At 39.4% G+C, this 22,601-nt stretch carries 21 protein-coding genes and 1 pseudogene; 3 read left to right on the forward strand and 19 right to left on the reverse strand.

The genetic code is table 11. The features are described 5' to 3' along the window. Positions 1 to 10: 10 nt before the first annotated feature. The 17 genes from C1E24_RS01660 to cadR form a co-directional block, all read right to left on the reverse strand. On the reverse strand, positions 11 to 550 hold the full coding sequence (locus tag C1E24_RS01660) for a cytochrome c (RefSeq protein WP_138478136.1): 540 nt from the start codon (positions 548 to 550) through the stop codon (positions 11 to 13). Positions 551 to 562: 12 nt separating this feature from the next. Continuing rightward, a complete protein-coding gene (locus C1E24_RS01665; RefSeq protein ID WP_240721914.1) occupies positions 563 to 1,708 on the reverse strand; it encodes a porin in 1,146 nt (381 codons plus the stop codon). Positions 1,709 to 1,829: 121 nt separating this feature from the next. Further along, a complete protein-coding gene (locus C1E24_RS01670; protein WP_240721915.1) occupies positions 1,830 to 2,318 on the reverse strand; it encodes a hypothetical protein in 489 nt (162 codons plus the stop codon). A 21-nt stretch (positions 2,319 to 2,339) separates the two neighbouring features. Next, positions 2,340 to 2,777 carry a hypothetical protein gene (locus C1E24_RS01675; RefSeq protein ID WP_138478138.1) on the reverse strand — a complete coding sequence of 146 codons (438 nt, stop codon included), beginning with the start codon at positions 2,775 to 2,777 and terminating at the stop codon, positions 2,340 to 2,342. A gap of 40 nt (positions 2,778 to 2,817) precedes the next feature. Then, the gene (locus tag C1E24_RS01680) at positions 2,818 to 3,504 is read right to left on the reverse strand and encodes a heparan-alpha-glucosaminide N-acetyltransferase (RefSeq protein ID WP_240721916.1); all 687 of its coding nucleotides are present in this window, start codon (positions 3,502 to 3,504) and stop codon (positions 2,818 to 2,820) included. Further along, positions 3,491 to 3,964, reverse strand: a complete 474-nt coding sequence (locus C1E24_RS01685) for a YybH family protein (protein ID WP_138478140.1) — start codon at positions 3,962 to 3,964, stop codon at positions 3,491 to 3,493. Before C1E24_RS01685 ends, C1E24_RS01680 begins: the two co-directional genes overlap by 14 nt. Before the next feature lie 29 nt (positions 3,965 to 3,993). Continuing rightward, positions 3,994 to 4,464: a YybH family protein gene (locus C1E24_RS01690; RefSeq protein ID WP_138478142.1), complete on the reverse strand. Its 471-nt coding sequence runs from the start codon at positions 4,462 to 4,464 to the stop codon at positions 3,994 to 3,996. 15 nt (positions 4,465 to 4,479) lie between these two features. After that, positions 4,480 to 5,376 (reverse strand): copper resistance D family protein, encoded by an 897-nt coding sequence (locus tag C1E24_RS01695; RefSeq protein ID WP_138478144.1) that lies wholly within the window; start codon positions 5,374 to 5,376, stop codon positions 4,480 to 4,482. Positions 5,377 to 5,394: 18 nt separating this feature from the next. Further along, positions 5,395 to 5,742 carry a copper resistance CopC family protein gene (locus tag C1E24_RS01700; RefSeq protein ID WP_138478145.1) on the reverse strand — a complete coding sequence of 116 codons (348 nt, stop codon included), beginning with the start codon at positions 5,740 to 5,742 and terminating at the stop codon, positions 5,395 to 5,397. Between the two features lie 24 nt (positions 5,743 to 5,766). Next, positions 5,767 to 7,599 (reverse strand): 2Fe-2S iron-sulfur cluster-binding protein, encoded by a 1,833-nt coding sequence (locus C1E24_RS01705; RefSeq protein WP_138478146.1) that lies wholly within the window; start codon positions 7,597 to 7,599, stop codon positions 5,767 to 5,769. Then, on the reverse strand, positions 7,599 to 8,219 hold the full coding sequence (locus C1E24_RS01710; RefSeq protein WP_240721917.1) for a PepSY domain-containing protein: 621 nt from the start codon (positions 8,217 to 8,219) through the stop codon (positions 7,599 to 7,601). The genes C1E24_RS01705 and C1E24_RS01710 overlap by 1 nt, the downstream gene beginning before the upstream one ends. Positions 8,220 to 8,298: 79 nt before the next feature. Next, entirely contained in the window at positions 8,299 to 11,463 is a 3,165-nt protein-coding gene (locus tag C1E24_RS01715) for an efflux RND transporter permease subunit (protein ID WP_138478183.1), read from the reverse strand. Between the two features lie 14 nt (positions 11,464 to 11,477). Next, complete coding sequence (locus tag C1E24_RS01720; RefSeq protein WP_138478149.1) at positions 11,478 to 13,235, reverse strand: efflux RND transporter periplasmic adaptor subunit; 1,758 nt, start codon at positions 13,233 to 13,235, stop codon at positions 11,478 to 11,480. Further along, positions 13,235 to 14,641 (reverse strand): TolC family protein, encoded by a 1,407-nt coding sequence (locus tag C1E24_RS01725; RefSeq protein WP_138478151.1) that lies wholly within the window; start codon positions 14,639 to 14,641, stop codon positions 13,235 to 13,237. The genes C1E24_RS01720 and C1E24_RS01725 overlap by 1 nt, the downstream gene beginning before the upstream one ends. Continuing rightward, the gene (locus tag C1E24_RS01730) at positions 14,641 to 15,138 is read right to left on the reverse strand and encodes a DUF411 domain-containing protein (RefSeq protein WP_138478153.1); all 498 of its coding nucleotides are present in this window, start codon (positions 15,136 to 15,138) and stop codon (positions 14,641 to 14,643) included. The genes C1E24_RS01725 and C1E24_RS01730 overlap by 1 nt, the downstream gene beginning before the upstream one ends. 106 nt (positions 15,139 to 15,244) lie before the next feature. Next, positions 15,245 to 15,625, reverse strand: a complete 381-nt coding sequence (locus C1E24_RS01735) for a hypothetical protein (RefSeq protein ID WP_138478155.1) — start codon at positions 15,623 to 15,625, stop codon at positions 15,245 to 15,247. A 487-nt stretch (positions 15,626 to 16,112) separates the two neighbouring features. Beyond that, on the reverse strand, positions 16,113 to 16,502 hold the full coding sequence (gene cadR / locus C1E24_RS01740) for a Cd(II)/Pb(II)-responsive transcriptional regulator (protein WP_138478157.1): 390 nt from the start codon (positions 16,500 to 16,502) through the stop codon (positions 16,113 to 16,115). Between the two features lie 78 nt (positions 16,503 to 16,580). Here cadR and C1E24_RS01745 point away from each other — a divergent pair. The 3 genes and pseudogenes from C1E24_RS01745 (at position 16,581) to C1E24_RS01755 (ending at position 18,866) form a co-directional block, all read left to right on the forward strand. Next, a pseudogene (locus C1E24_RS01745) lies at positions 16,581 to 17,238 on the forward strand (cation transporter). A 10-nt stretch (positions 17,239 to 17,248) separates the two neighbouring features. Continuing rightward, a complete protein-coding gene (locus C1E24_RS01750; RefSeq protein WP_138478159.1) occupies positions 17,249 to 17,974 on the forward strand; it encodes a transglutaminase-like domain-containing protein in 726 nt (241 codons plus the stop codon). Continuing rightward, positions 17,967 to 18,866: a cation diffusion facilitator family transporter gene (locus tag C1E24_RS01755; RefSeq protein ID WP_138478161.1), complete on the forward strand. Its 900-nt coding sequence runs from the start codon at positions 17,967 to 17,969 to the stop codon at positions 18,864 to 18,866. Before C1E24_RS01750 ends, C1E24_RS01755 begins: the two co-directional genes overlap by 8 nt. A 67-nt stretch (positions 18,867 to 18,933) precedes the next feature. Here the strand turns inward: C1E24_RS01755 and C1E24_RS01760 are convergent, their stop codons facing one another. Both C1E24_RS01760 and C1E24_RS01765 read right to left on the reverse strand, forming a co-directional pair. Then, positions 18,934 to 22,062 carry an efflux RND transporter permease subunit gene (locus C1E24_RS01760; RefSeq protein ID WP_138478163.1) on the reverse strand — a complete coding sequence of 1,043 codons (3,129 nt, stop codon included), beginning with the start codon at positions 22,060 to 22,062 and terminating at the stop codon, positions 18,934 to 18,936. Positions 22,063 to 22,072: 10 nt separating this feature from the next. After that, a partial coding sequence (locus C1E24_RS01765) for an efflux RND transporter periplasmic adaptor subunit (protein WP_138478165.1) occupies positions 22,073 to 22,601 on the reverse strand: 529 nt, incomplete at its 5' end.

Genomic DNA, 22,601 nt, shown 5'->3' on the forward strand with positions numbered 1-22,601 from the left:
AAGACACAGGTCAAGCGTTTCCTGATGATTTAATGTACTCCGCTATTGCTTTTATCTGTTGCTCGTTTAGCGGCATTTTAGGCATAGGTGAAGATGAGTTATTAAACTGAGGGTTTTGAAGCTTATTGATAAAGAAGCCGATCCCTTTGTTTTTAATCGTTTCATCTAACGCTGGGCCAACTGTGCCACCATCACCTTTAAATGAATGGCAACCTTGGCAACCAAATTGAGTAAATAATTGCTTTCCATCAGGCGCTATGGGGGTTTCTGGCGCTATTTTTTTTGCCAAAGGTACGCTTTGGCTAGTTAGCTCCAAAAACTCAAGAACAGCTTGCGTTTCTTTACCTGTTAAATGCGCCTTTTCTCGCATATGCGGCATAATGACTTTCCATTCTGGAATTGAGAATTCATGAACAGCGCGAGCGTTATGGCATCTTGCACAGTTGTTATTGATCACTTCTGCACCGGAAATTTTCTCTTGTGCATAAGAACTAAAAGCAGACAAAAGATATAAGCTGGCAACCAATAATATTTGAATAATTGATTTCATCTAGGTATCCCCTTAAAAGCCATAGCTGTATTGGATAGCGAAGCGCTTGTCGTCTTCCCCATCGTGAACAGTTGTATCTTCGTATGTCGCCTTAATGACTGCTCGACTGTCTAACCAGTAATTAATGCCATAAGCCCAACGCTCTGCTTCGTTAATTTTATTGGTCTCAGCATATTCAACGACGAAATCGGTTCCTTGTAATACATTGAACATTTTTCCTGCCATAAAAGTTGCTTGGAGATACCAGCCATTGCGGTCAAATGTGATCACTTTGTTTTCTTCATGTTCATCTTCTTCAAGGGCATCGGTTGCAGTTTTGATGTATTCCCCTCTGACGATGTAATGATTACCAATCCAGTTAATATCAAAACCAGTTGCTGTAAATCCTAGCTTTTCATCATCATCATATTTTGCCGTGTAATAAGAAGCGCCAACCTCAATACCCGGAAGAAAGGCATACGCAATACGACCCCCAAATGCTTTGTCAGAGTTGTTATCCGCACTCGTTGCTTCAAACGCTAGTTCAGGAAGTTCCATAGCATGATCATCAACTTCTTCATGCTCGCCTTCCCCTTCAGCATGATCACCTTCTTCATCGCCATGTGTAGCCTCGGCAGCTAGTCCATTGGTCACATATGCGTCAAAAAATATTTTTTGGTTTTTACCCAACGGAATAATGTGTTGAATGCCAACGCCAATATCACTCATCACCGGTAACAAACCTTGCATAGGTTGATAACCACCATGACCACCTAACCCGCCATAAATACCGGGAGAAAATGCTGAGCGATTTATCCAACTAGGGTGTTGATTCGGTCCATACTGGCCGAATGGGAGTAGAAATTTACCTGCGGTAAAAGTCGTTGTATCAGAAAGAAAATAATGAAGATCAGCGTATTCAAGCTCAATTTCAGTTTCCCCATTTTCATCAACTGAGATTTCAGTTTCAGCTTCTATATGCATTTTGTCACTGAGACTAAACAAGAATATAGGTACAAATCGTGCGCTGAATGCACTAGTATCCATCAATTTACTTTCTTCGTATTTTACGTCTCCATACCCCGCTAACGCGAAGCGACTATTATTTTGTTGTTCATTCGCTAAGAGTTGCCCACTCACAACAGCGGTAGCTATTGCAAATGGCAATAATTTGAGCATGTTCATCATGCCTCCCAAAAATATTGTGCTAATAGTTCAAAACAGTTGATTGTTTAAACCAATGAATAAGTCGTTCTATTTTTGATGGGACTGGCGAAAAAAAGGCGCACTGATCCCGTGATTAGCCAATAATTGGGGGACGATAAGGTAAGAGGTGAATGCCAGAGACTGGCGGGAGTATTTGTTGGATAATTAATTCAAGGTGAATATTGCGGCTACTATCTTCTTCATCCTGCACAAGATAGGCATTTAAATGAAAGCTTGCACAAAATCCACCTTCACAACAAGCACAGTCACCAGCTTTACATTTTTCACAGTCTTCATCAGCATGATTGTGGGTAGCTTCTACTGAATTTTCATCGTGATGGTGATTATTGTCATTCATTAATTGATGATGCATATTTTTAGCGGATTGCATAATATGCGTGGCAGAAGAATCATTATGATGTTCTTCACAATTCATAGGTTCAGCAATAACTAAGCCATGCTGCGTAAGCAACATAGTTAGCATTACTATTTTAAACCACCTGAAAAGCCTTAACATGCTGATTCCTTCTTTACCATCATAAACTTTAACAACTTGTGAAAATAACTCTATGATCCTGATCAAATTTTAAACCAAAACTTATATTTACATTTTTAGCTCACCAAATAGATTTAAAATCTCTGGGTTGTCTAATTTAAACTGATGGGATTGAAGCCAAGCATAAGCATCATCATAAGAAACAAAGACTCTGCGCTCATAACCCGGTTCTGAATATGGGATCATTTTTTCCAACTGTTCAGCTTTAAGTGCACTAGGCTTGTACACATGACAATCTTTAATACAGCCATTTTTAATGAACCAAGCACAGTGCTCCGCAACTATCGGCTCTATTCCGGGCACACCCAACTCCCATTCATCAAAAAATGATAAAATGGCCCACTGTTCGCCTATCAGTGGAGACGTTTTTTGCCTAAATTCTTTAACATACTGAATAATGGCTTCTTCATTCCATGCACCTCCAAACCACTGCACGACTATATTATTACTAACAGTGATTTTCCATTTGCCATGGACACTAAACATACACGCTCCCTTGAACATTGATTTAACAACCCATTTAGATTTATGTAACCCACTCTATGAACCTAAAACCAGCAAAAAGTAAAGGTTGGTGAAGCAAGTAAATTAACAAAGAATGCCGACTTAGCAATGTTACAAAAGTAGGCATTTGATATTGATTTACCAAAGGCATACCAAAAGTTTTGAAATGCGCAGCCCAAATACCAAGCAAAGGCAAAGCTAGCCAAGGAATCGGGGTAACTAAGTCACTAGGGTATTTTGAAATGTAACCTTGAATATAGTTAAAAGGCCAATTCCAAGGTGTTTCTATTGCAAGATATGAAGTCATTACAAATAATGACAAGAACAGTGCAAGTTTGGGCTTGTTCACCAGCCATACTAATAAAACCGTTGCGACCGCGATAAAATGTAAAATTCCAAAGTAAATCCAATGTTCAGGCAAGGTAAACAATGAGGATAATGTCACTAGTAACGCTGCACTAGATACCTTCGCCATTCGCCAACTTAACTTCTTCGCTGATATACCTCCTTGATAGGAATAAACCAGACTGGCACCAACTGAAAACAAAAACAGGCTTACAATTAATGCTCTAAACTCTTTCCAGAAAATGCCATTCGGTATGTCTGTTGTGACATAGCCAAAATGGTTTAAATCCCAGACAAAATGAAAAGCTACCATCAATATAATTGCAGTAGCTCTCATCGAGTCGATATAATTATTTCTTCGCACGATTTTTACTAGATGAATGGGTGTGAAGCACCTTCCATTCACCGTCTACTTTTTTAAATAGAAACGTTTGGAAGCCTGTTTTATCGAAGGTTTTTCCTGACTTCCTCACCTCGCCTTTTACTGCTGTATCTGCAAGTGCCCAAGCAAACTCATTTTCAATATGAATTTGGATATTGGAAAAATCCAAATTCAAGAAAACCAACGCATCTTTTTCAGGTTCAACATGATGCTCAACTAAATCGTTAAGTCCGACATTTTGACCGCCTGATTCAAAATACCTTGCCCCTTTAAAGTCATGAAAATGCGTGCGAAAAGGCTTACCATCGCCGTTTTCCCAGCCATATTTAATTTGATGAATGATATAAGTAATTTGCTTTTCATCATCTATGTGGCTTTTATCATGCGCATTTGAAAAAAATGCCAGCATACTCAGAATGCTAATTAATATATACTTAGTCACTTGTTAGTCTCCGTTGTTTGACCAATAAATTAACGTGACCAATGAATGTGCTTGATCTTCCATTCACCGTTTTGTTTTTCCAGAACCATCGTTTCCATGCCTTGATAATCGCGCTCTTTACCTTTGTAAGTACCTTTAGTATGACTGCGCAAAGCAGATATAGCGGTATTTCCAAGAATAGTTACTTGATGTTCAAGTGGTTCACTCTTCATAGAAGCAAGATATTTCATATCCGACAGCATATGGTGATGAGCATATTCATCAGCACTTCTTTCAACGCGGCCACCCTCGTAGATGGTCACATCATCAGCCAACTGTGCTCTTGCTTGTTCCTTGTTGCCCGTTTCTAGTGCTTGATGAAATGCCAAAACAACTTTTGCAGCAGGGGTATCTATACCTTTAAACAAACCTTTGACTTTGTTCTTATCACCATGAGCGTTTGCTGCGAAACTAAACGTCATTAATAAAACGAGTAATATATTTATTGTTTTCATTTTCATTCTCTCTTTTAGGTTTCAATTTGCAGGGCCAACAACGCTAGTAAGCCCAGCCGTTACAGATAAAATGGCAAAAGCGACTACCATTTCTTTAGAAATAGATTTAGATAGTGCTTCTCTGCCATCGTTATTTTTAAGATGTGGGACAAGTTTTAATTTATGCTTAGCTGCGATGCCCAATATCGAAGTCACGAGAGCTAATTTAAGTAGCAGAGTTTGCCCATAGCTTGAACTAAACAGTTCTTCAACATTTCCGACTAATTGATAAGCTAACCAAAGGCCTGCAATTAACAATAGACTCACGGCGATACTTGCTTGCCTTCCAAACGTGTCCATCAATGTGTAAAGCTGCTCATAGCTCTGTTCATGGCAAGCTTGTTTAAGCGGAAACAACGCTCCGAACCACCAAGCCATAACAAGCACATGGAGCATCAGCAATACTTTTTCGAACACGCCTAGCTCAGATACATGGCCTACTAAGGTAAAGGTGTATGCAAGTAAAAATAAACTAGATACCAAACTGCCTTGTTTTAGGTAATTATTCAGTAATACTGATTTGAGTTTGAACGGTGATATTAATACCAATATTGCTATCATTACCCCTATGGTTCGAAGCAAAGTTCCATCACCAATAGAAGAGTCCCACATAATACCTAACATATCAGGGTCGAATGCACCTTGAATGCCTTCTTCTGCCATTGCACCAGTACTGGCAAAGAACCAAACACCATTAGCAATCAAAGCGACGATGATCGAAGCCCTCATCCATTTAAGGTTTGCTGTCAATGAATTGTTATGACATTCATTGCGCTCAAAAATTGGCCTGAAAAATGTATAACCAGCAATACAGGCAAAGCCAACGTAAAATACAATTTTTGACAGCACAGTGACTGTATTCCAGATATACATTTCCATAGCAATCACTCCATTAGATTAATGAACCATAAAGCCAAAGCTATCTTTCATTTTGTGCCCATCTTTACCTAAGAAAGTAACATCAACAACATAGTTAGCAGGTGCAAGTTTCGGTAGTTTCCACGTAAATTCGGTATTGGCCTCTTTAGTAGGTTTGAAGCCGAACTTAACCTTTTCACCTTTTTTATTTTTCAATGTAATTTTGACTACACGAACTTCTTTGCTAAATGCCAATGTTAACTTTTCTGGAGTCTTCATTAGCATTGCATTATCAGCAGGCACGCTTTTTTCAAGATGCACATGCGCGAAAACCGCACTACTAAAAACAACGCTGATTACGGTTAAAAGTTTAATTAATGTTTTCATATTTACCTCTATTTAATTTATGTACTAACGACTAAATTTGTCTTTGAAAATTTGATTACTGGGTATACCAACATCAGTAATTATTTGTTCCACTTCACTCATCATTGCTTCTGGGCCGCACAAGTAAAATTCTGTATACAGGAATTTTACGTTTTGGCTCAAATACGGCAGAAGTACTTGCTGTACATAGCCAGAATGCCCTTGCCATTGTTCTGAAGGGTTAGAAAGTGTGGGAATATAAGAAAAGTTTTTATGCTGCTCACTCAATGAGTTCAACTCATCGCAATAGAGCAAATCATCTTCAGTTCGCGCACCATAGATGAGAGTCAAATCACTTTCGTCTTGACGTTTTTTCAACTGTTCAAAAATGATCGCTCTGAGTGGAGCAAGTCCTGAACCAGCGCCAATAAAGATGCGAGGAACCTTTTTATCTGAAGTCGCGTAAAAGTCAGAAAAAGGACCTTTTGCGATTATCGTTTCACCAACTTCGAGTGACCCTAAATAGCTTGAACCTATACCTGCATTATAACCATCCTTAGCCGTTTGCCAGCGGATGTTGAAGGTTAGCTCATCTGTTTCTTGATCAAAGTTAACCAAGGAGTAATGGCGAGTTACGCCGTCATGTGAAAACTTTCCATGAGAATAACTTTCCCAGTATTTTTCAAAGTTCTCTGGCATATCATCTGGCCGTAGGCTATTCACCCCTGCTGGCACGTCAAATTGCATATATGCACCAGCTTTAAATGCCAATTGTTTGCCTGATTTCAGCTTAAATTTCACTTCCTTGATAAAAGGAGTAATGAAATTAGTCGCAACCACAACTAGCTCATGATTTTCAATATTGAGGTCAGTATTAACTTCAATCGAACTAATTTCAGAGAATCTATGCTGACATCCAAGCCGAAAGCCTTCCTTAAGTTGCTCCTGAGATAAATGTTCCCGTTCAGGTAGTGTGATTGGTAATTTAGTTGAACTTAAGAACACGCATTTGCCACATGTACCACCGCCACCACAACTTGACGATAGGTATACACGTGAACTAGCAAGCCCTTCTAATACAGTAGAGCTGCCAACTGCTGAAATGTCAGTAATTGTATTTTCATTGGAAAAAGTCACAGCCACTTTTTGCCTGTTAGTGCCCCAACCTAGCTTCAGTAAACCACTTCGATACTGTTGTATCAGCCAAGTAACACCAGTAATTGAAAGGAATAGCGTTGCGAAAGCAAATGCAATGATCACCCAATGGTTAAATCCCCCAGAATTGCCATAGTCCATAAAGTGGAGCTTCATCATCAGATCTTTCAATCTGAAATCATCATTTGCATGGCGAAGTACTTGACCTGTAATACTATCTAAATAAATAGTTGTATTGTTCTCATCCTCAACGGCAACTTGCCACATAGGATTTTGCTGCCTTACGTGATCAGAAAACGGAGGTTGAGATAACACTGGAGTAGTTAGCTTGCCCTCACCTGAATAGGAGTTTTTTGCCAAAGTTAGTACTTGTTCTTCAGACAGGTTAAATGGCTTTCCTGTTATAGCATCAAATAGCTTTGAGTGGCTTTCTTGGTAGCTATGCTGGCCCTTATCGAACACAAAATGATAGTAAGGCTGATGTAAAATCCATATAAGGTTTACTTCCTGCGGAGACTCACTAGTAATATCTTCAATAGGGAATAGGTCAAAGCCTGTAATGCTACCTTCATGATGAGAATGAACTCTAAGTTCATTACCACTGGCTTTTCTATGATCCATCAAATTGAAGTAAAGGCCCGTACCCAACCAAATAAGCAGTTGTAAACCAACCACTAAAGAAAGCCATTTGTGTATCGATGTATTTAACTTAAATAGTCGCATCAAATGACCTCCTTTTTAGTTGAGGTGAACACTCGAAAATACGTCAAAACAGCTCCCGCAATCGTGGCCATTAGACCTAAAGTTGCGACCAAGAACAAAAACCAGTTTGATACATTTTCGCCGTCATCGTAATCCATAATGTGAAAGCGCCACATCCAATCAAACAATCGCCAGTAATCATGACGCTTAGCAACAAGTGCTCCTGTTTGTTGACTTATATAAAATGTCGGTGTAGCGAATTGCTCAAACGTCACTCTCCAAACAGGTAAATGCCTTGGGGACAACTCAGCAGGCAAGTTTGTCGCTGACTTAATCAACATTATATTGTCGATCTCATGATTCTGCGCATAGTGATATTGCGCGATTTCTTTAGCCTTGATTTCATCTACTATGGCTTGAACAACCCCAGTTTCAGCATCAATTACTACTTTCCCATGTTCTCCATTAATAAAAGAATACAAAGGACGGCCCATGCTTTGAATAAGCCTGACTTGCCTAGCTTCAGGGTAATCAACAACAAGTTCTGCAATGGAATAATCCACACTTTCTAAATCAATTTTGGCTTCCTCGCTCTTAGCCAAGGTTTCGCCGTGTATATAGTGAATATCCATAGTCACCATATACACGCCTGTAATAGACCAGAAGAGGAATTGTATTCCGACAAATGCCATTAGCCATTTGTGATATTTTCTAGCCGCGCTAAGCATTATTCTCTGACTCCACGTTAGAAAGCTCTTTGTTAAAGGCATTTACTTCAGGCTTTTTAACGATTGAGTAAATCGCAGGAAGTACAATAAGCGTTAGCAGCACAGCACTTGTCATTCCGCCTACCATAGGTGCAGCAATACGACTCATAACCTCAGAACCTGTACCTGTACCATATAAAATAGGCATTAGACCGATAATAATTGTGGCAACAGTCATCATTACTGGACGAACTCGTAAGCCAGCACCGTGCAATAATGCATCTTGATATGCATCATCTGAGATGGGTTCTGCTCGCTCAACCGCTTTTTCCTTCAGCTCAGCAAGCGCCTGATTGAGATATACCAACATTATCACGCCTATCTCAACGGCTACACCAGCCAGAGCTATAAAGCCCACTCCAACGGCTACTGAGAAATTAAACCCTTCTAGATACATCAGCCATAAGCCACCAATCATTGCCATAGGCAAGGTAACGATAATGATAGCCACCTCACTAAACGCTCTGAAATTTAAGTAAAGCAGAATAACAATAATGGCTAGTGTTAAAGGCAATACATAAGTGAGCTTTTCTTTCGCTCTTTCCATATATTCGTATTGTCCGGCCCAAGTAATCGAATAACCTGCTGGTAATGTCAGGTTATTCGCTAAGTGTTCCTTAGCATTTTCAACATAAGTACCAACATCAACGCCATCAATATCAATGAAAGTCCAGCCATTGATTCTGGCATTCTCACTCTTAATACCCGGTGGACCATTCTCTACTCGAATATCTGCAACATCACCTAGCGCAATGCGTTGACCATTTGGTGTTACAACAGGTAGTTGTGATAGCTGCTCAGGAGAGTCCCGATAATCTTGTGGATAGCGTAAGTTAACGGGATAGCGTTCTTGCCCTTCTATCGTTTGCGTCACATTCATACCGCCTATTGCAGTAGAAACCACTTGTTGGACATCTTCAATATTTAGCCCAAAGCGACTTGCCTTATCTCGTGAAATATCAACCTTGATATATCGTCCACCTGCAACACGCTCAGAGTAAACTGACGCTGTGCCTGTCACTTTTGGCAAGAGTTGTTCTATTTGTTGGCCGATATCCTGAATAACATCAAGCTCTGGTCCAGCGACTTTAATACCCACAGGCGTTTTTATACCTGTAGCTAACATGTCAATGCGGGTTTTGATTGGCATAACCCAAGCATTGGTTAAGCCCGGAAATTTAACTAATTTATCAAACTCAGCTTTTAATGATTCTGTAGTCACACCTTCTCGCCACTGATCTTGCGGCTTCAATTGAATAAAGGTTTCAATCATGGTTAGAGGCGCAGGGTCCGTAGCGGTTTCAGCTCGTCCTACTTTACCAAATACATTTTCAACCTCTGGAACCGTGCGGATAAGCTTGTCTGTTTGCTGCAATAACTCTCTAGCTTTACCAATAGAAATACCGGGATAAGTAGTAGGCATATACATGAGATCGCCTTCATCCAACGGAGGAATGAATTCACTACCAATTTTATCGACAGGCCAAAAACCAACGATAGTCACTAATACTGCTGCTACTATTGTCGATTTTGGAAACTTCATGACTTGCTTCAAAACAGGCATGTAAATAGCAATCAATAATCGGTTTAACGGGTTTTTCTTTTCAGAAACAACCTTGCCTCGAATAAAGTAGCCCATCAAAACAGGCACCAATGTTATCGCCAAACCTGCTGATGCCGCCATTGCATAGGTTTTAGTATAGGCAAGCGGTGAGAACATTCTGCCTTCTTGCGCTTCCAAGATAAACACTGGTAAGAATGAGACAGTTATGATCAGCAAGCTAAAAAATAATGCAGGTCCGACTTCACTCGCAGCCTTGGCTACAATTTGCCAACGGTTTTCATCTGTTAATGGTGTTTTCTCCATATGCTTATGCATATTTTCAATCATCACTATTGCACCATCAGTCATCGCACCAATCGCGATAGCGATACCGCCTAATGACATAATGTTGGCATTGATGCCTTGCATATACATGATGATAAACGACACCAAAATACCCAATGGTAGAGTAACAACAGCAACAATTGATGAGCGAAGATGAAACAGGAAAGCAACACAGACAATAGCAACAACAGCAAGCTCTTCAAGCAACTTGCTCCAAAGATTGTCAACTGCACGATCTATTAACTTCGATCTGTCATAGACAGGAACAATTTCTACACCTTCAGGTAAAGATGATTTGAGCGACTCAAGCTTTTCTTTTACCCCATTTATGGTTTGTTGAGCGTTTTCACCAAAGCGCATGACAACAACCCCACCAACAACTTCGCCTTCACCATTAAGTTCTGCGATACCACGGCGCATTTGAGGACCAAGGTTAACGTTGGCAACATCACCAATACGCAACGGCGTGCCTTTTTCGTTAATACCAAGTGGTATTTTCTCTATATCACTGACAGATTGAATATACCCTGTAGCAGTAACCATATATTCAGCTTCCGCCATTTCAATAACTGATGCACCAGTTTCTTTGTTCCCTTTTTGTAAAGCTATTTGTATTAAACTTAAAGGAATACCGTAAGCTCTCAATTTGTCAGGATCTACTTGCACTTGATACTGCTTAACCATGCCCCCAACGGCTGCAACCTCTGAAACGCCAGCAACAGTTTGCAGTTCATACTTTAAAAACCAATCTTGAATACTTCTTAATTGGCTTAGGTCATGATTACCTGACTTATCTGTTAAAGCATAGATGTACACCCAGCCCACACCTGTTGCGTCAGGACCTAATTGAGGCTTTGCTGAATCAGGAAGGCTTGATGCGACTTGGCTTAAGTATTCAAGCACTCTGCTTCTAGCCCAATATAAATCAGTATCATCATCAAAAATGATATAGACGTAGGAATCACCAAAAAATGAATAACCACGAACAGTTTGTGCTCCCGGTACAGACAACATCGCTGTAGTCAGTGGGAAAGTCACTTGATCTTGAACAACCTGTGGCGCTTGTCCCGGATAGCTCGTCTTAATAATGACTTGTACATCTGAAAGATCTGGAATTGCATCTACAGGCGTTTTTTGTAAAGAATACAAACCGCCAAAAGCAATAATTAAGGTAACCAGCAATACAAAGAAACGATTGCCGATTGACCATCTAATAATTGATTCAATCATCATTTACTCCCAGCTTAATGATTCGAGTGATCAACTACAGGCTTATTTTCTTTGCCGTGTTGTTCGCCTGATTCAAGGGAGATTTCAGTGATCACTAAGTCATCTCTTACCTCAAAGGTGAAAGTGACAATATCACCAACATTGAAATCAACCATTTCTATATTGTCCGCGACGATAAAATCCATCGTCGCAGCAGGTCTATCCCATTTCTCTATTGGGCCTCTGCTAATATTTAGAATCCGTGTATCAATATCAATCGCATTGATCAAACCTGATACGGTTGCTGATGATACTTCTTCACTCATATCAACAGGCTCACTCATGATATGAATTCCAGTAATTTCATATCCACCATCTTCGGTTTTACTCACTTCAAAGTGCAAAGATTGACCAGACTTTAATGAGTCAATATCGACTTTTTCAGCCACAGTAAAATCCATAACCATCTCCGGCCAATCCCAAGCTTCAGCAGGACCATGAGTAATGTTAACCATGCGATGACCCGCCATAACGCTGTTGATTTCGCCTTCCATCCAAACAGAGTTAGGCACTTCATCATGAGTCATTCGTTTGAAATCAGAATTTTTGCTTGATTCTGAATCAATCAGGAATTGAGCTGATGTCACCACAACATCATCCTCATTAAGACCCTCTAAGATTTCGATACTATCCATATCAACCCGGCCAATTGTCACTTCGATAGACTTAAATTGCCCATCCCCCAAAGCAAGCACAACTCTGTCTTGTTTGCCTGTACGAATGACAGCTTCTTTAGGTACGAGTATGGTGCTTTCAGCTTGATTGGCGTGAATAGATACTTGTGCAAACATGTTCGGTTTTAATTGATAGTCTGAGTTATCAAATCTCAGTCGCACTCGGAGTGTGCGTGTTTTACTGTTCAATGTTGGATAGACATAATCAACGACACCAGCCCTGTCCTCACCGGGTAAATAATCCAGAGTCATTGATACTGGCAGACCTTTTTTAATCAGGGCGGCATGCCGTTCAAACACCTCTGCTTCAACCCACACTTGATCTAGTTGACCAATGCTTAGAATAGTATTACCCGGTTTGACGTAGAAGCCTTCTCTAACTTTCAGGTCATCAACAACACCCGCCTGAGGGGAGTAAAAGGTGATGGTTTGCTGTACCTTTCGTGTCTTTTCTAGCTTTTGAATGAAGTCTGATGAAAGCTGTAATGCTTTAAGGCGATCTTTCGCCGCCGAAATTAAGGAACTATTATTACGCTTTAAAGCTATCAACAGTTCTTCTTGCGCGTTAACTAACTGAGGAGAATACAGCGTATAAAGAGGCTGACCTTTTTCTACAGGGTTACCTGCTGCTTTGATGTAAAGTTTTTCAATCCAACCATCAACACGTGGGTGGATATGAATTAGCTTATCTTCATCATATTGAACGTAACCTACTGTTGAGATTTCAGTATGCATATTTTTCAGTTCAACAGGTGCAGTGCGAACCCCAAGGTTATTCACTACATGAGGCGCAATTTTTACTGCTCCGGGACCAAAGTCATCGCCAGATGACTCTTCCTCATACACAGGAATTAAATCCATCCCCATAGGCGACTTACCGGGCTTGTCCCGGCGGTAATTAGAATCCATCGGTGCGACCCAATACAGCGGTTTTTTCTCTGTTGATGTCGCTTCATCAGTATTACTGTTTGAATCTGTACCTTGATATAAACTCAATGCCCCTGCACCCAATGCAGCTCCAATTATGACTGCAATAATTGTTTTCGTATTCGTTGACATTATTTTTCTCCAAATTCCTGATTGGATAAGTGCTGAGTTTGCAGTGGCTTATGTTCAGCATTTGATTTAGATTGCGTAAAGAAATAGTTGATGCGAGCAACTGTTTTAAGTGCATCAACATCAATTCTTAAAGCTGATATTCTGGCATTTAATTCGGCAATTCTTGCTCGAACAACTTCGGCAAAATCGCCATCATCATTGGTGTAAGCCGTCAAAGAAGCTTCCGCTTGGTCATGAGTTTGTTTAAGGAGTTGTTCTTGATAGATAGATTGTCTATCAGATAAACGCTTAAGCTGTCTAAGCTCCTTTTCCACCGCACTGATCATTTGTTTTGTCAGCAATAACTTCTCGGTTTTAACCGCTTCTGATTCAGCAATAGAAGCTGCAACTTGCTTATCTTGTCTATTCTCAGTGAACAACGGTAAGTCAAATGTTACGCCAACAGAAAATAAGTCAGCTCGGCTATCACCAGAAGGCATATTGTCACGATATGCATAGCTTGCATTGACACCCCATTGTGGCTCATATTGCTGTTTAGCTAATTCGACACCTTTTTCTGAAGCTTTGCGTTTCACATCAATTGCAAGTATGGCTGGATGATTCGCAAGTTCCTGAGCCAATATATTCCTTGAGTAGTTAGATGCTTTAAGGACGGTTGGATTCTTCAATCGAATCGAGGGCAATTCTTTTGATACACTAAACTCAAGAGGTAGAGCGTCAAAATTAAATGATTCATTCAAACGTTCTGCATCGTAAATATGAAGCCACTCATTGAGACGAGCGATTGTCATTTCTAGTTTCTGCTTTTGCGAAGTTAATCTGTCATCTAACTGCACAATTTCCAACTGAGCACGAATAACATCTTGCTGTCTGGTTTTACCAACAACGTTTGAGTAACTAGCTTTAGCCACTTCCGCCATCTGCTCAAAAAGCGCCCAATCCGCTTCAATCAAATTAATAGTCTGTTGTGCTAAGTAAGCATCTAGCCAAAGTTGTGACACTTGGCTTTTCAACTTCGCTTTACGATCCTCGCGTAGCAGGGGAAATTTCGTAGACTCAATTTTTAACTGGTCTTGTTTGATCTCTAGGCTATCTCCTCTCGGAAACATTTGAGAGACGCCAACCTTTAGCTGCGTCATTCCTTCCTGATCTAAGTCCCAAGTATCTGTTGGTAAATTCATTATCCCAAGCGATACTTTCGGATCAGGCATAGTACCTGAAGCGATACTTCTATTTTCAACCGCACTTTGTTTCAATCGGCTACCATGAAGCCAAGGATCATTTTGCTGAGCTAAGGTTATTGCTTGTTCAAGTGACACTACTTTCTCAGCTTGAGCTGAGAATACAGATAAGCCGAGTAATAGTGCAGTTGAAAGTGAAGTAAGGTTTAAAACGTTCAATTTCATTAAAGTTGCTCCTCGTATGTCCTAACTTTTGCATAGACTTCGCTCGTTCCATCTTTAAATAGAATTAACACGTTATATGGCATAAAACGGTCGTCAACTTCCATACCGGGAGAGCCAACTGGCATTGCTGGAACTGAAAGCCCAATCGCATTGGGATGTTCTTCTGATAAAAACTGCTGAATAAATTTAGCAGGTACATGACCTTCAAAGGCAAACCCGTTTCTGCTAACTGCCGTGTGGCAGGAACGGTAATTAGGCTTAATACCATACTTAGTTTTGATGTTGCTGATGTTTCGAAAATCTTTGGAATGCGCAACGATACCTTCATCTTCAATATGAGCTATCCATTTTTTACAACACCCACAAGTAGGGGTTTTATAAACGATTAACTCCAAAGGTGATACGGTGTGATTGCTTACATGGTTATATTCATTAGCATTTGCAAACGTAGGTAAAAGCAGCATCACGACTGCTATTTTTAAATACATATTGATCATTTTGCCCCCAGACTTCGCTGGAAAATATCTATAGCGCTACGACGCTATATTGAATAACAGAAAAATTAATTACATGTGCGCAAAATTTGGGCGCACTAATCCTGTATTAGGCAAAAATCGGTGGACGATAAAGAGAGGTTGAAATTGAATGAGGTTGATTAAATAGCAGATCAGCTACAGATTCACTCAATAATTGAATATCTGTCGAGTAAACGCTGGAATTTAGGACAGTCGTAGATGAGCAAGCATTTGCAGGACAAACACATTCAACATCACAACAATCTTCTGATTGACCACTACTGCTTTTATTCATATCACCATGATTCATTCCTTCATGATGACTCATCTTGGAATGTTCCATGTTCATGTGTGACTCGTGAGAACTTGATGACATTTCGCAAGACATAGCAGAATACGCAAATACTTGCCCAACAAAGGCAATCAGCATAAGCGTCATTACTAAGACTTTTGAAAATGCTCTTGACATAAAATTCTCACAAAAATATACACTCTTTATACTAATACAAATTATTGAAGAAGTAAATTGATGTCATGTGAGCATTTGTGAATATTTGATATTCATCAATTTTTTCAATGGGGTACATGTAGCATTCATAATCTCATTTGACGGTTAGTAGTCAAAAGTTATACCAGTGCACATGGTTGATACATCTCTAATTCTGACTCGTTTATCTTGTAAATGCATATACATCCCCGTCAAAGGTATTGATATACAGCGAAGGAGTATGCTCGCTTATTGATAAACAATACGTCTTTAGTGACATAAATTTAATGTCTCGTAGACTCAAAATGGTCACGTTAGGTGCTCACTATACTAGCGACAAATCTCTATTGTTAGTTGAGAGAGATTTTGCCGGGGAACTCAAATCTGTTCGTGTGGGTAAGAAAATAACTATTAATTAGCCTGTATCAATAATCAAGGTGAGTTAAAAAAGAGTCTTTTATACATCACTTTAGCTATCTAATGACTTAATTATCCCACACCCTTCAATGGTATTATCAGAATTACACGTACTAGCCATTTGTTGTAATTCGATTTTTAAGGCTTTTAATTCTTTTATGCGTTTATTAACTAAATCTAATTGCTGTTTAATCAGTTCATTTACACTTGAACAACTTTCTTCTGGTTTATTTTTTAGGTCGATAAGACGTTTGATATCAATCAGAGAGATATCGAGACTGCGACAATGTTTTACGAATTCTAATTGCTTCAAAGCGGTAACGTCATACAATCTGAAGTTACCTTCTGTCCGCTCAGGCTCAGAAAGTAAGCCTTCTCTTTCATAGTATCTGATCGTTTGTATAGAACAACCGGATGTTTTCGATAATTCACCTATTTTCATAATATTTTCTTTTAAACCTGACCCTATAGTTACTATAGGTTTTACACTTGAATTATACAAGTAAGGCGGAGTTAAAAAATGAGCGGTTGTGGCTGTGAAGTAGAATTAAAAGATGACCAACAAAAAACAGTGCTTTATTGGCTTTTAGCTATAAATGCCACGATGTTTGTATGAAATTGGTTTAGGTTGGTTATCTGAATCAACCGCATTAATTGCTGATTCGTTAGATATGCTAGCTGATGCTATCGTCTATGCCATTGCCTTATATGCCGTGGGGAAGTCAATCCAACATAAAGCTAATGCAGCATTAGTAAGTGGTTATTTCCAATTGGGGTTAGGGGGTCTAATTCTTCTCGATATAGCTAGGAGACTAGTTGGAGAAAGTGAGCCTCATTCTTGGTTTATGATTGGAGTTGGTTCTGTGGCTTTAATCGCTAATGTCATTTGTTTGATGCTTATACGAAAACACAACAATGATGAAGTGCATATGAGGGCTAGCTGGATATTTTCAGCTAATGATGTGATCGCAAACCTTGGTGTCGTACTTGCTGGCATACTTGTCATGGTGCTAGAACAACGCTGGCCTGATATTGTTATTGGTAGCATCATTTCAATGTTAATTCTTCGAGGTGCTTACATGATATTAACGGATGCCAAACAAGAATTAGTATCGGCTCAATATACATCTGAAGTATCAGATAAAAATAAACAATCAACCTGCTGCAATTCAAAGTAAGGAAGCTCTTATGAATCAAGAATATCTTAAAAAAACTGAGATAGTTAATTTTGAACACCCCACTATCCAATCATTAATAACAGAGCGAAAATGGCATGAACTTGATGACTACAACAAGATTGGCACTGCTTATCAGTTTGTAAAAGACGAAATACTATTTGGCTATAACGAAAGCGACGATATTTCCGCAAGTGAAGTTTTATCTGACGGATACGGGCAATGTAACACTAAGGGCAACCTTTTAATGGCCTTATTACGTGGATTAAGAATTCAGTGCCGATTTCACGGGTTTACAATAGATCAGCAATTACAAAAAGGAGCTATTCCTACCTATGTCTTTTGGTTAGCGCCCAAATACATTATTCACAGTTGGGTTGAATTTTACTTTGAAGGACGTTGGATCAACTTAGAGGGCTTTATTTTAGACAATCAATATCTCACTTCAATACAGCAAAAGTTTAATCAAATAAAAGACAATTTCTGTGGTTATGGTGTTGCAACAAAATGTTTTTCATCACCAGATACAGATTGGCGCGGAACCGACACATATATTCAAAAAGAAGGGATTCACGACGACTTTGGACTTTATAATTCCCCTGATGAGTTTTATCTTGAAAAAGGCACTAATTTGTCTGGAGTCAAACGCTGGATGTATCAAAAAGTGATCCGCCACCTAATAAATTTCAATGTCACTAATCTAAGAAAAAATAAAGCGCTGGAGGTACAAAATGCATAGTCATAGTCATAGTCATAGTCATCAACATGGAACAGACGACAGGATTGGTTGGGCATTTTTTCTGAATGTTACCTTTACGATCATCGAATTTATTGGTGGTTGGCTCACCAACAGTACCGCTATTATGGCTGATGCGGTGCATGACTTAGGAGATAGTTTATCGATTGGCTTTGCATGGATATTAAGTCGTTTTTCAAACAAAGCAGCGCCAGATAAATACAGCTATGGTTACCGCCGACTTACACTGTTCGGGGCATTGGTAAATGGCGTTGTATTAGTAATTGGCTCAATTTGGGTGTTGTTTGAAGCAATTCCAAGGCTAACCAACCCTGAAATGCCTGTAGTTGAAGGAATGTTAGGGCTTGCGATACTCGGTGTTGCCGTAAATGGGTATGCCGTATTCAAATTAAAAGCTGGGGAAACTTTAAATGAAAAAGTACTAACTTGGCACTTACTGGAAGATGTTCTGGGTTGGGTCGCCGTTCTAATTGTTTCAATTGTGTTGTTATTTGTAGAACTGCCAATACTAGACCCACTGCTATCAATTGGTTTTACATTATTTATTTTATTTAATGTTTTCAGAAATCTAAAATCTACACTTGTTTTGTTTCTTCAAGCCGCACCGGATGAACAAACTCAACAAAGTATCAAACAATCTCTTATTAAATTACCTGAAGTTAATGACGTTCACCATATGCACTTTTGGTCATTAGATGGAGAGAGTCATGTATTAACGGCGCACTTAGAGTTAGCTCAAGATTTAGATATAGATAAACTTATCGAGCTTAAACAAGAAGTATCGACAGAGCTTTCATCATATAATTTGTCACATACAACAATTGAATTTGAATTCCCTAATGAAAATTGTCGAGATAAAATATCTAAACTTTAAGCTTTCCGTCCTTTAGCCTTAAAAAAGCAGCTTAATTTTAATAGAGAATTAAGCTGCTAGGATTTACTTATATATCATTTGAAAGTTGCTTATTGCTATCTGAGCCATGTACCCATTGGTATAATACTGGTAATACAAACAGAGTTAAAATGGTCGAAGATATAATGCCTCCAATGACCACAGTAGCAAGTGGACGTTGCACCTCTGCACCAATGCCTGTGTTTAAAGCCATTGGTATAAAACCTAAACTTGCCACTAGGGCTGTCATCAATATTGGTCTAAGACGAACAATAGCTCCCTCTACAATAGCTAAATAAAGATCGCCTTTTTCGTGCCATAAATCGCGAATAAAAGCCAACATAACTAAGCCGTTTAATACAGCGACTCCTGACAGTGCAATAAAGCCAACACCTGCTGAAATTGAAAGTGGCATATCTCGTAAATAGAGCGAAAATACCCCACCAGTTAAAGCCAAAGGCACACCACTAAAAATGATCAAAGCATCTTTAATCGAACCAAAAGCAATAACTAAAATACCCAATATAACAACCAATGTAATAGGCACAACTAGACTCAATCGTTTACTTGCCGACTCAAGTTGTTCGAATGTACCTCCATAATCAAGCCAATAGCCTGCTGGGACTTCACCCTCGCTACTTATTTTGGCCTTTACTTCTTTCACAAAGCTTCCTAAGTCCCTGCCACGAACATTGACGGTAACTACAACTCTGCGCTTTCCATTTTCTCGGCTAATTTGTGCTGGCAATGACTCCGACTTAAGTAATGCAACTTCTTCAAGAGGTACATAATTACCGTTGCCAAGTGGAAGTGGTAGTGACTTCAACCCTTCAATATCCATTCTGATTAATTCAGGGAGGCGCACCACTAATTCAAATCTGCGATCACCTTCATATATAATCCCGGCTGACTCACCTCCTATTGCAGCGGCTACCCAATCTTGAAGCTGAGTTACATTTAACCCGTACCTTCCTAAAGATTCTCTTTTAGGAAGAATGGATAACGAAGGTATTCCTGTAACTTGCTCCATACGTGCATCGGCAGCTCCATCAACTGTTTTGACAATATTGAGTATATCGTTAGCAGTAAATAACAATTGCTCCAAATCATCCCCGAATACCTTTATACCTAGATCTGCTCGAACACCAGAAATCAACTCATTAAAACGCATCTGAATTGGTTGAGTAAACTCATAATTATTTCCGGGAATACTTTTTAATGCTTCTTCCATTTCTTCAACAAGTTCACTCTTCGCCTTTGTTGGTTCGCTCCACTCATTCCGAGGTTTTAAGATGACAAAAATATCAGCAATGCTCGGTGGCATTGGATCTGTCGCCACTTCAGGCGTCCCTATTCGAGAAAAGACTTTATCAACTTCAGTAAAAGCTTTTATTCTCTGTTCTAATACTTCCTGCATTTCAACAGACTGCTCTAGACTGGTTGATGGTATTCTTAAAGCCTGCACGGTTATATCGCCTTCATTTAACTGCGGGACAAACTCTGTACCCAGCGTTGTCGCTATCCACAGGCTATACCCCATTAAAGCAATTGATATTGATACAATGACCCAGCGAAATTTTAATGCCAGAATTAATAGTGGCTTGTACACAGATTTTGTTGAACTGATCACAACACTTTCTTTTTCACTAATCTTACCTTTCATAAACACTGCGACAGCAGCAGGCACGATAGTAACTGATAAGATCATTGCAGAAATTAAAGCCATGACTACTGTTGCTGCCATTGGGTGGAACATCTTGCCTTCTACACCTGTGAGCGTGAAAATCGGTATATAAACTACTGTGATAATGGCAACACCAAATAAGCTGGGTCGTATAACTTCAGAGGTCGCTTCGAAAACGGTATTGAGTCGTTCTCTTAAATCTTGCCTATGCCCATTGTGTTGAGCTTCAGCAAGACGACGAACTGAGTTTTCGACGATGATGACGGCACCATCGACGATTAAGCCAAAATCTAATGCGCCTAAACTCATCAAGTTTGCAGAGACGCCTGTTTTTACCATTCCCGTTATTGTCATCAACATTGATAAAGGTATTACCGCCGCAGTAATAAGGGCAGCACGTAAATTCCCCAATAATAAAAATAGAACTACAACGACTAAAAGTGCCCCTTCTACAAGGTTTTTTGTCACTGTTGCAATTGCTTTATCAACGAGCGTTGTTCGATTATAAACAGGCTCTGCAATTACACCTTTAGGGAGGGATGTTTGAATTTGTTTAAGCTTCTTTTCAACTTCCAAAGCAACTGTGCGAGAATTTTCGCCAATCAACATCATAGTGGTGCCCAAAACGGTTTCAATACCATTTTGAGTTGCGGCCCCAGTTCTAAGCTCTTTACCAATGGCGACACTGGCAACATCGCTAATTTTTACTGGAACGCCATTATCTTTTTTAACAACAACATTGAGAATTTCATCAATCTTAGCAAGTTGACCTACAGAACGAACAAGCACTTGTTCTCCGTTTTGCTCTATATAACCCGCTCCACGATTATCGTTACTATTTCGCAACGCGTTAGACAAGTCTTCAAAGCTTATTTGATGATATAACAACTTCTCTGGGCTTGGAGTGATATGATATTGCTTGTTATATCCTCCAATACTATTGACTTCAATGACCCCTTTAACTTGGGCCAATTGAGGCTTTATGATCCAGTCTTGTATTTCTCTTAATGCTATGGCCGTATATTCTTTACCATTAGGCATTCTTGCATCAGGTAAAGCTTGCACGGTATACATAAAAATTTCGCCAAGTCCTGTCGAAATTGGCCCCATTTCCGGCTCCAATCCATTAGGGAGAACACTTTTAATCGCCCCTAATCTGGCATTGATTAAATTTCTTGCGAAGTAAATGTCTGTCCCTTCCTCAAAGATGACAGTTACTTGAGACAAGCCATATCTTGACAGAGATCGAGTGTGAGAAAGCTTTGGCAACCCAGCCAATGCTGTTTCTATCGGAAACGTTATCCGTTGTTCAGCCTCTAAAGGAGAATAACCGGGGGCAGACGTGTTAATTTGTACTTGCACGTTGGTAATGTCAGGAACTGCATCAATAGGGAGTTTTTGATAGCTCCATAAGCCAACACTAACAATGACAAACAGCATACTTAATATTAGATAGCGCCTATTTATAGTTAGACGCAGAATTGATTCAATCATCTTACGTCTCCTAATCGTCGTCTTCTACTTCAGATTTTAAAATATCCGCTTTAATCAAAAAGCTATTTTTACTTACATACTCAGAACCTTGTACAAGTCCATCGATAACTTCTATGTAATTTTTGTCTGAACGGCCCAATATTAACGGCGTAAATTCGTATTCTTCACCTTCTTTAACAAATACACCTAGCTGCCCACCTAGTTCTTGTAATGCAAGCTTTTCGATTGCTAAGTCAACGTCGAATTGATTTGTCGTAATATATCCTTTTAACAGTTGGCCTGAAGAAAGGTTAAATTTTGTATTATCTAAAAGTGCTCGAACAAAGACGAATGGCTGATCTTTAGTTGGAATAATATTGGTTACTGTTGAGGTGATTGCCTCCCCATTAAATTCAATTTCGATTTCTTGACCGACCTCAACTTTATTAAAATGAGTAGCAAAAACTCTAAATTCCGCCCACAGCGTATCGACATTGGCTATTTCAAATAAAATTCGTTGTTGTGTTGTTGCTCCAACATGAACTGCTTTAATTAAACAG

The organism is Pseudoalteromonas phenolica, from assembly GCF_005876835.1.
Taxonomy (GTDB): Bacteria; Pseudomonadota; Gammaproteobacteria; order Enterobacterales; family Alteromonadaceae; genus Pseudoalteromonas; species Pseudoalteromonas phenolica_B.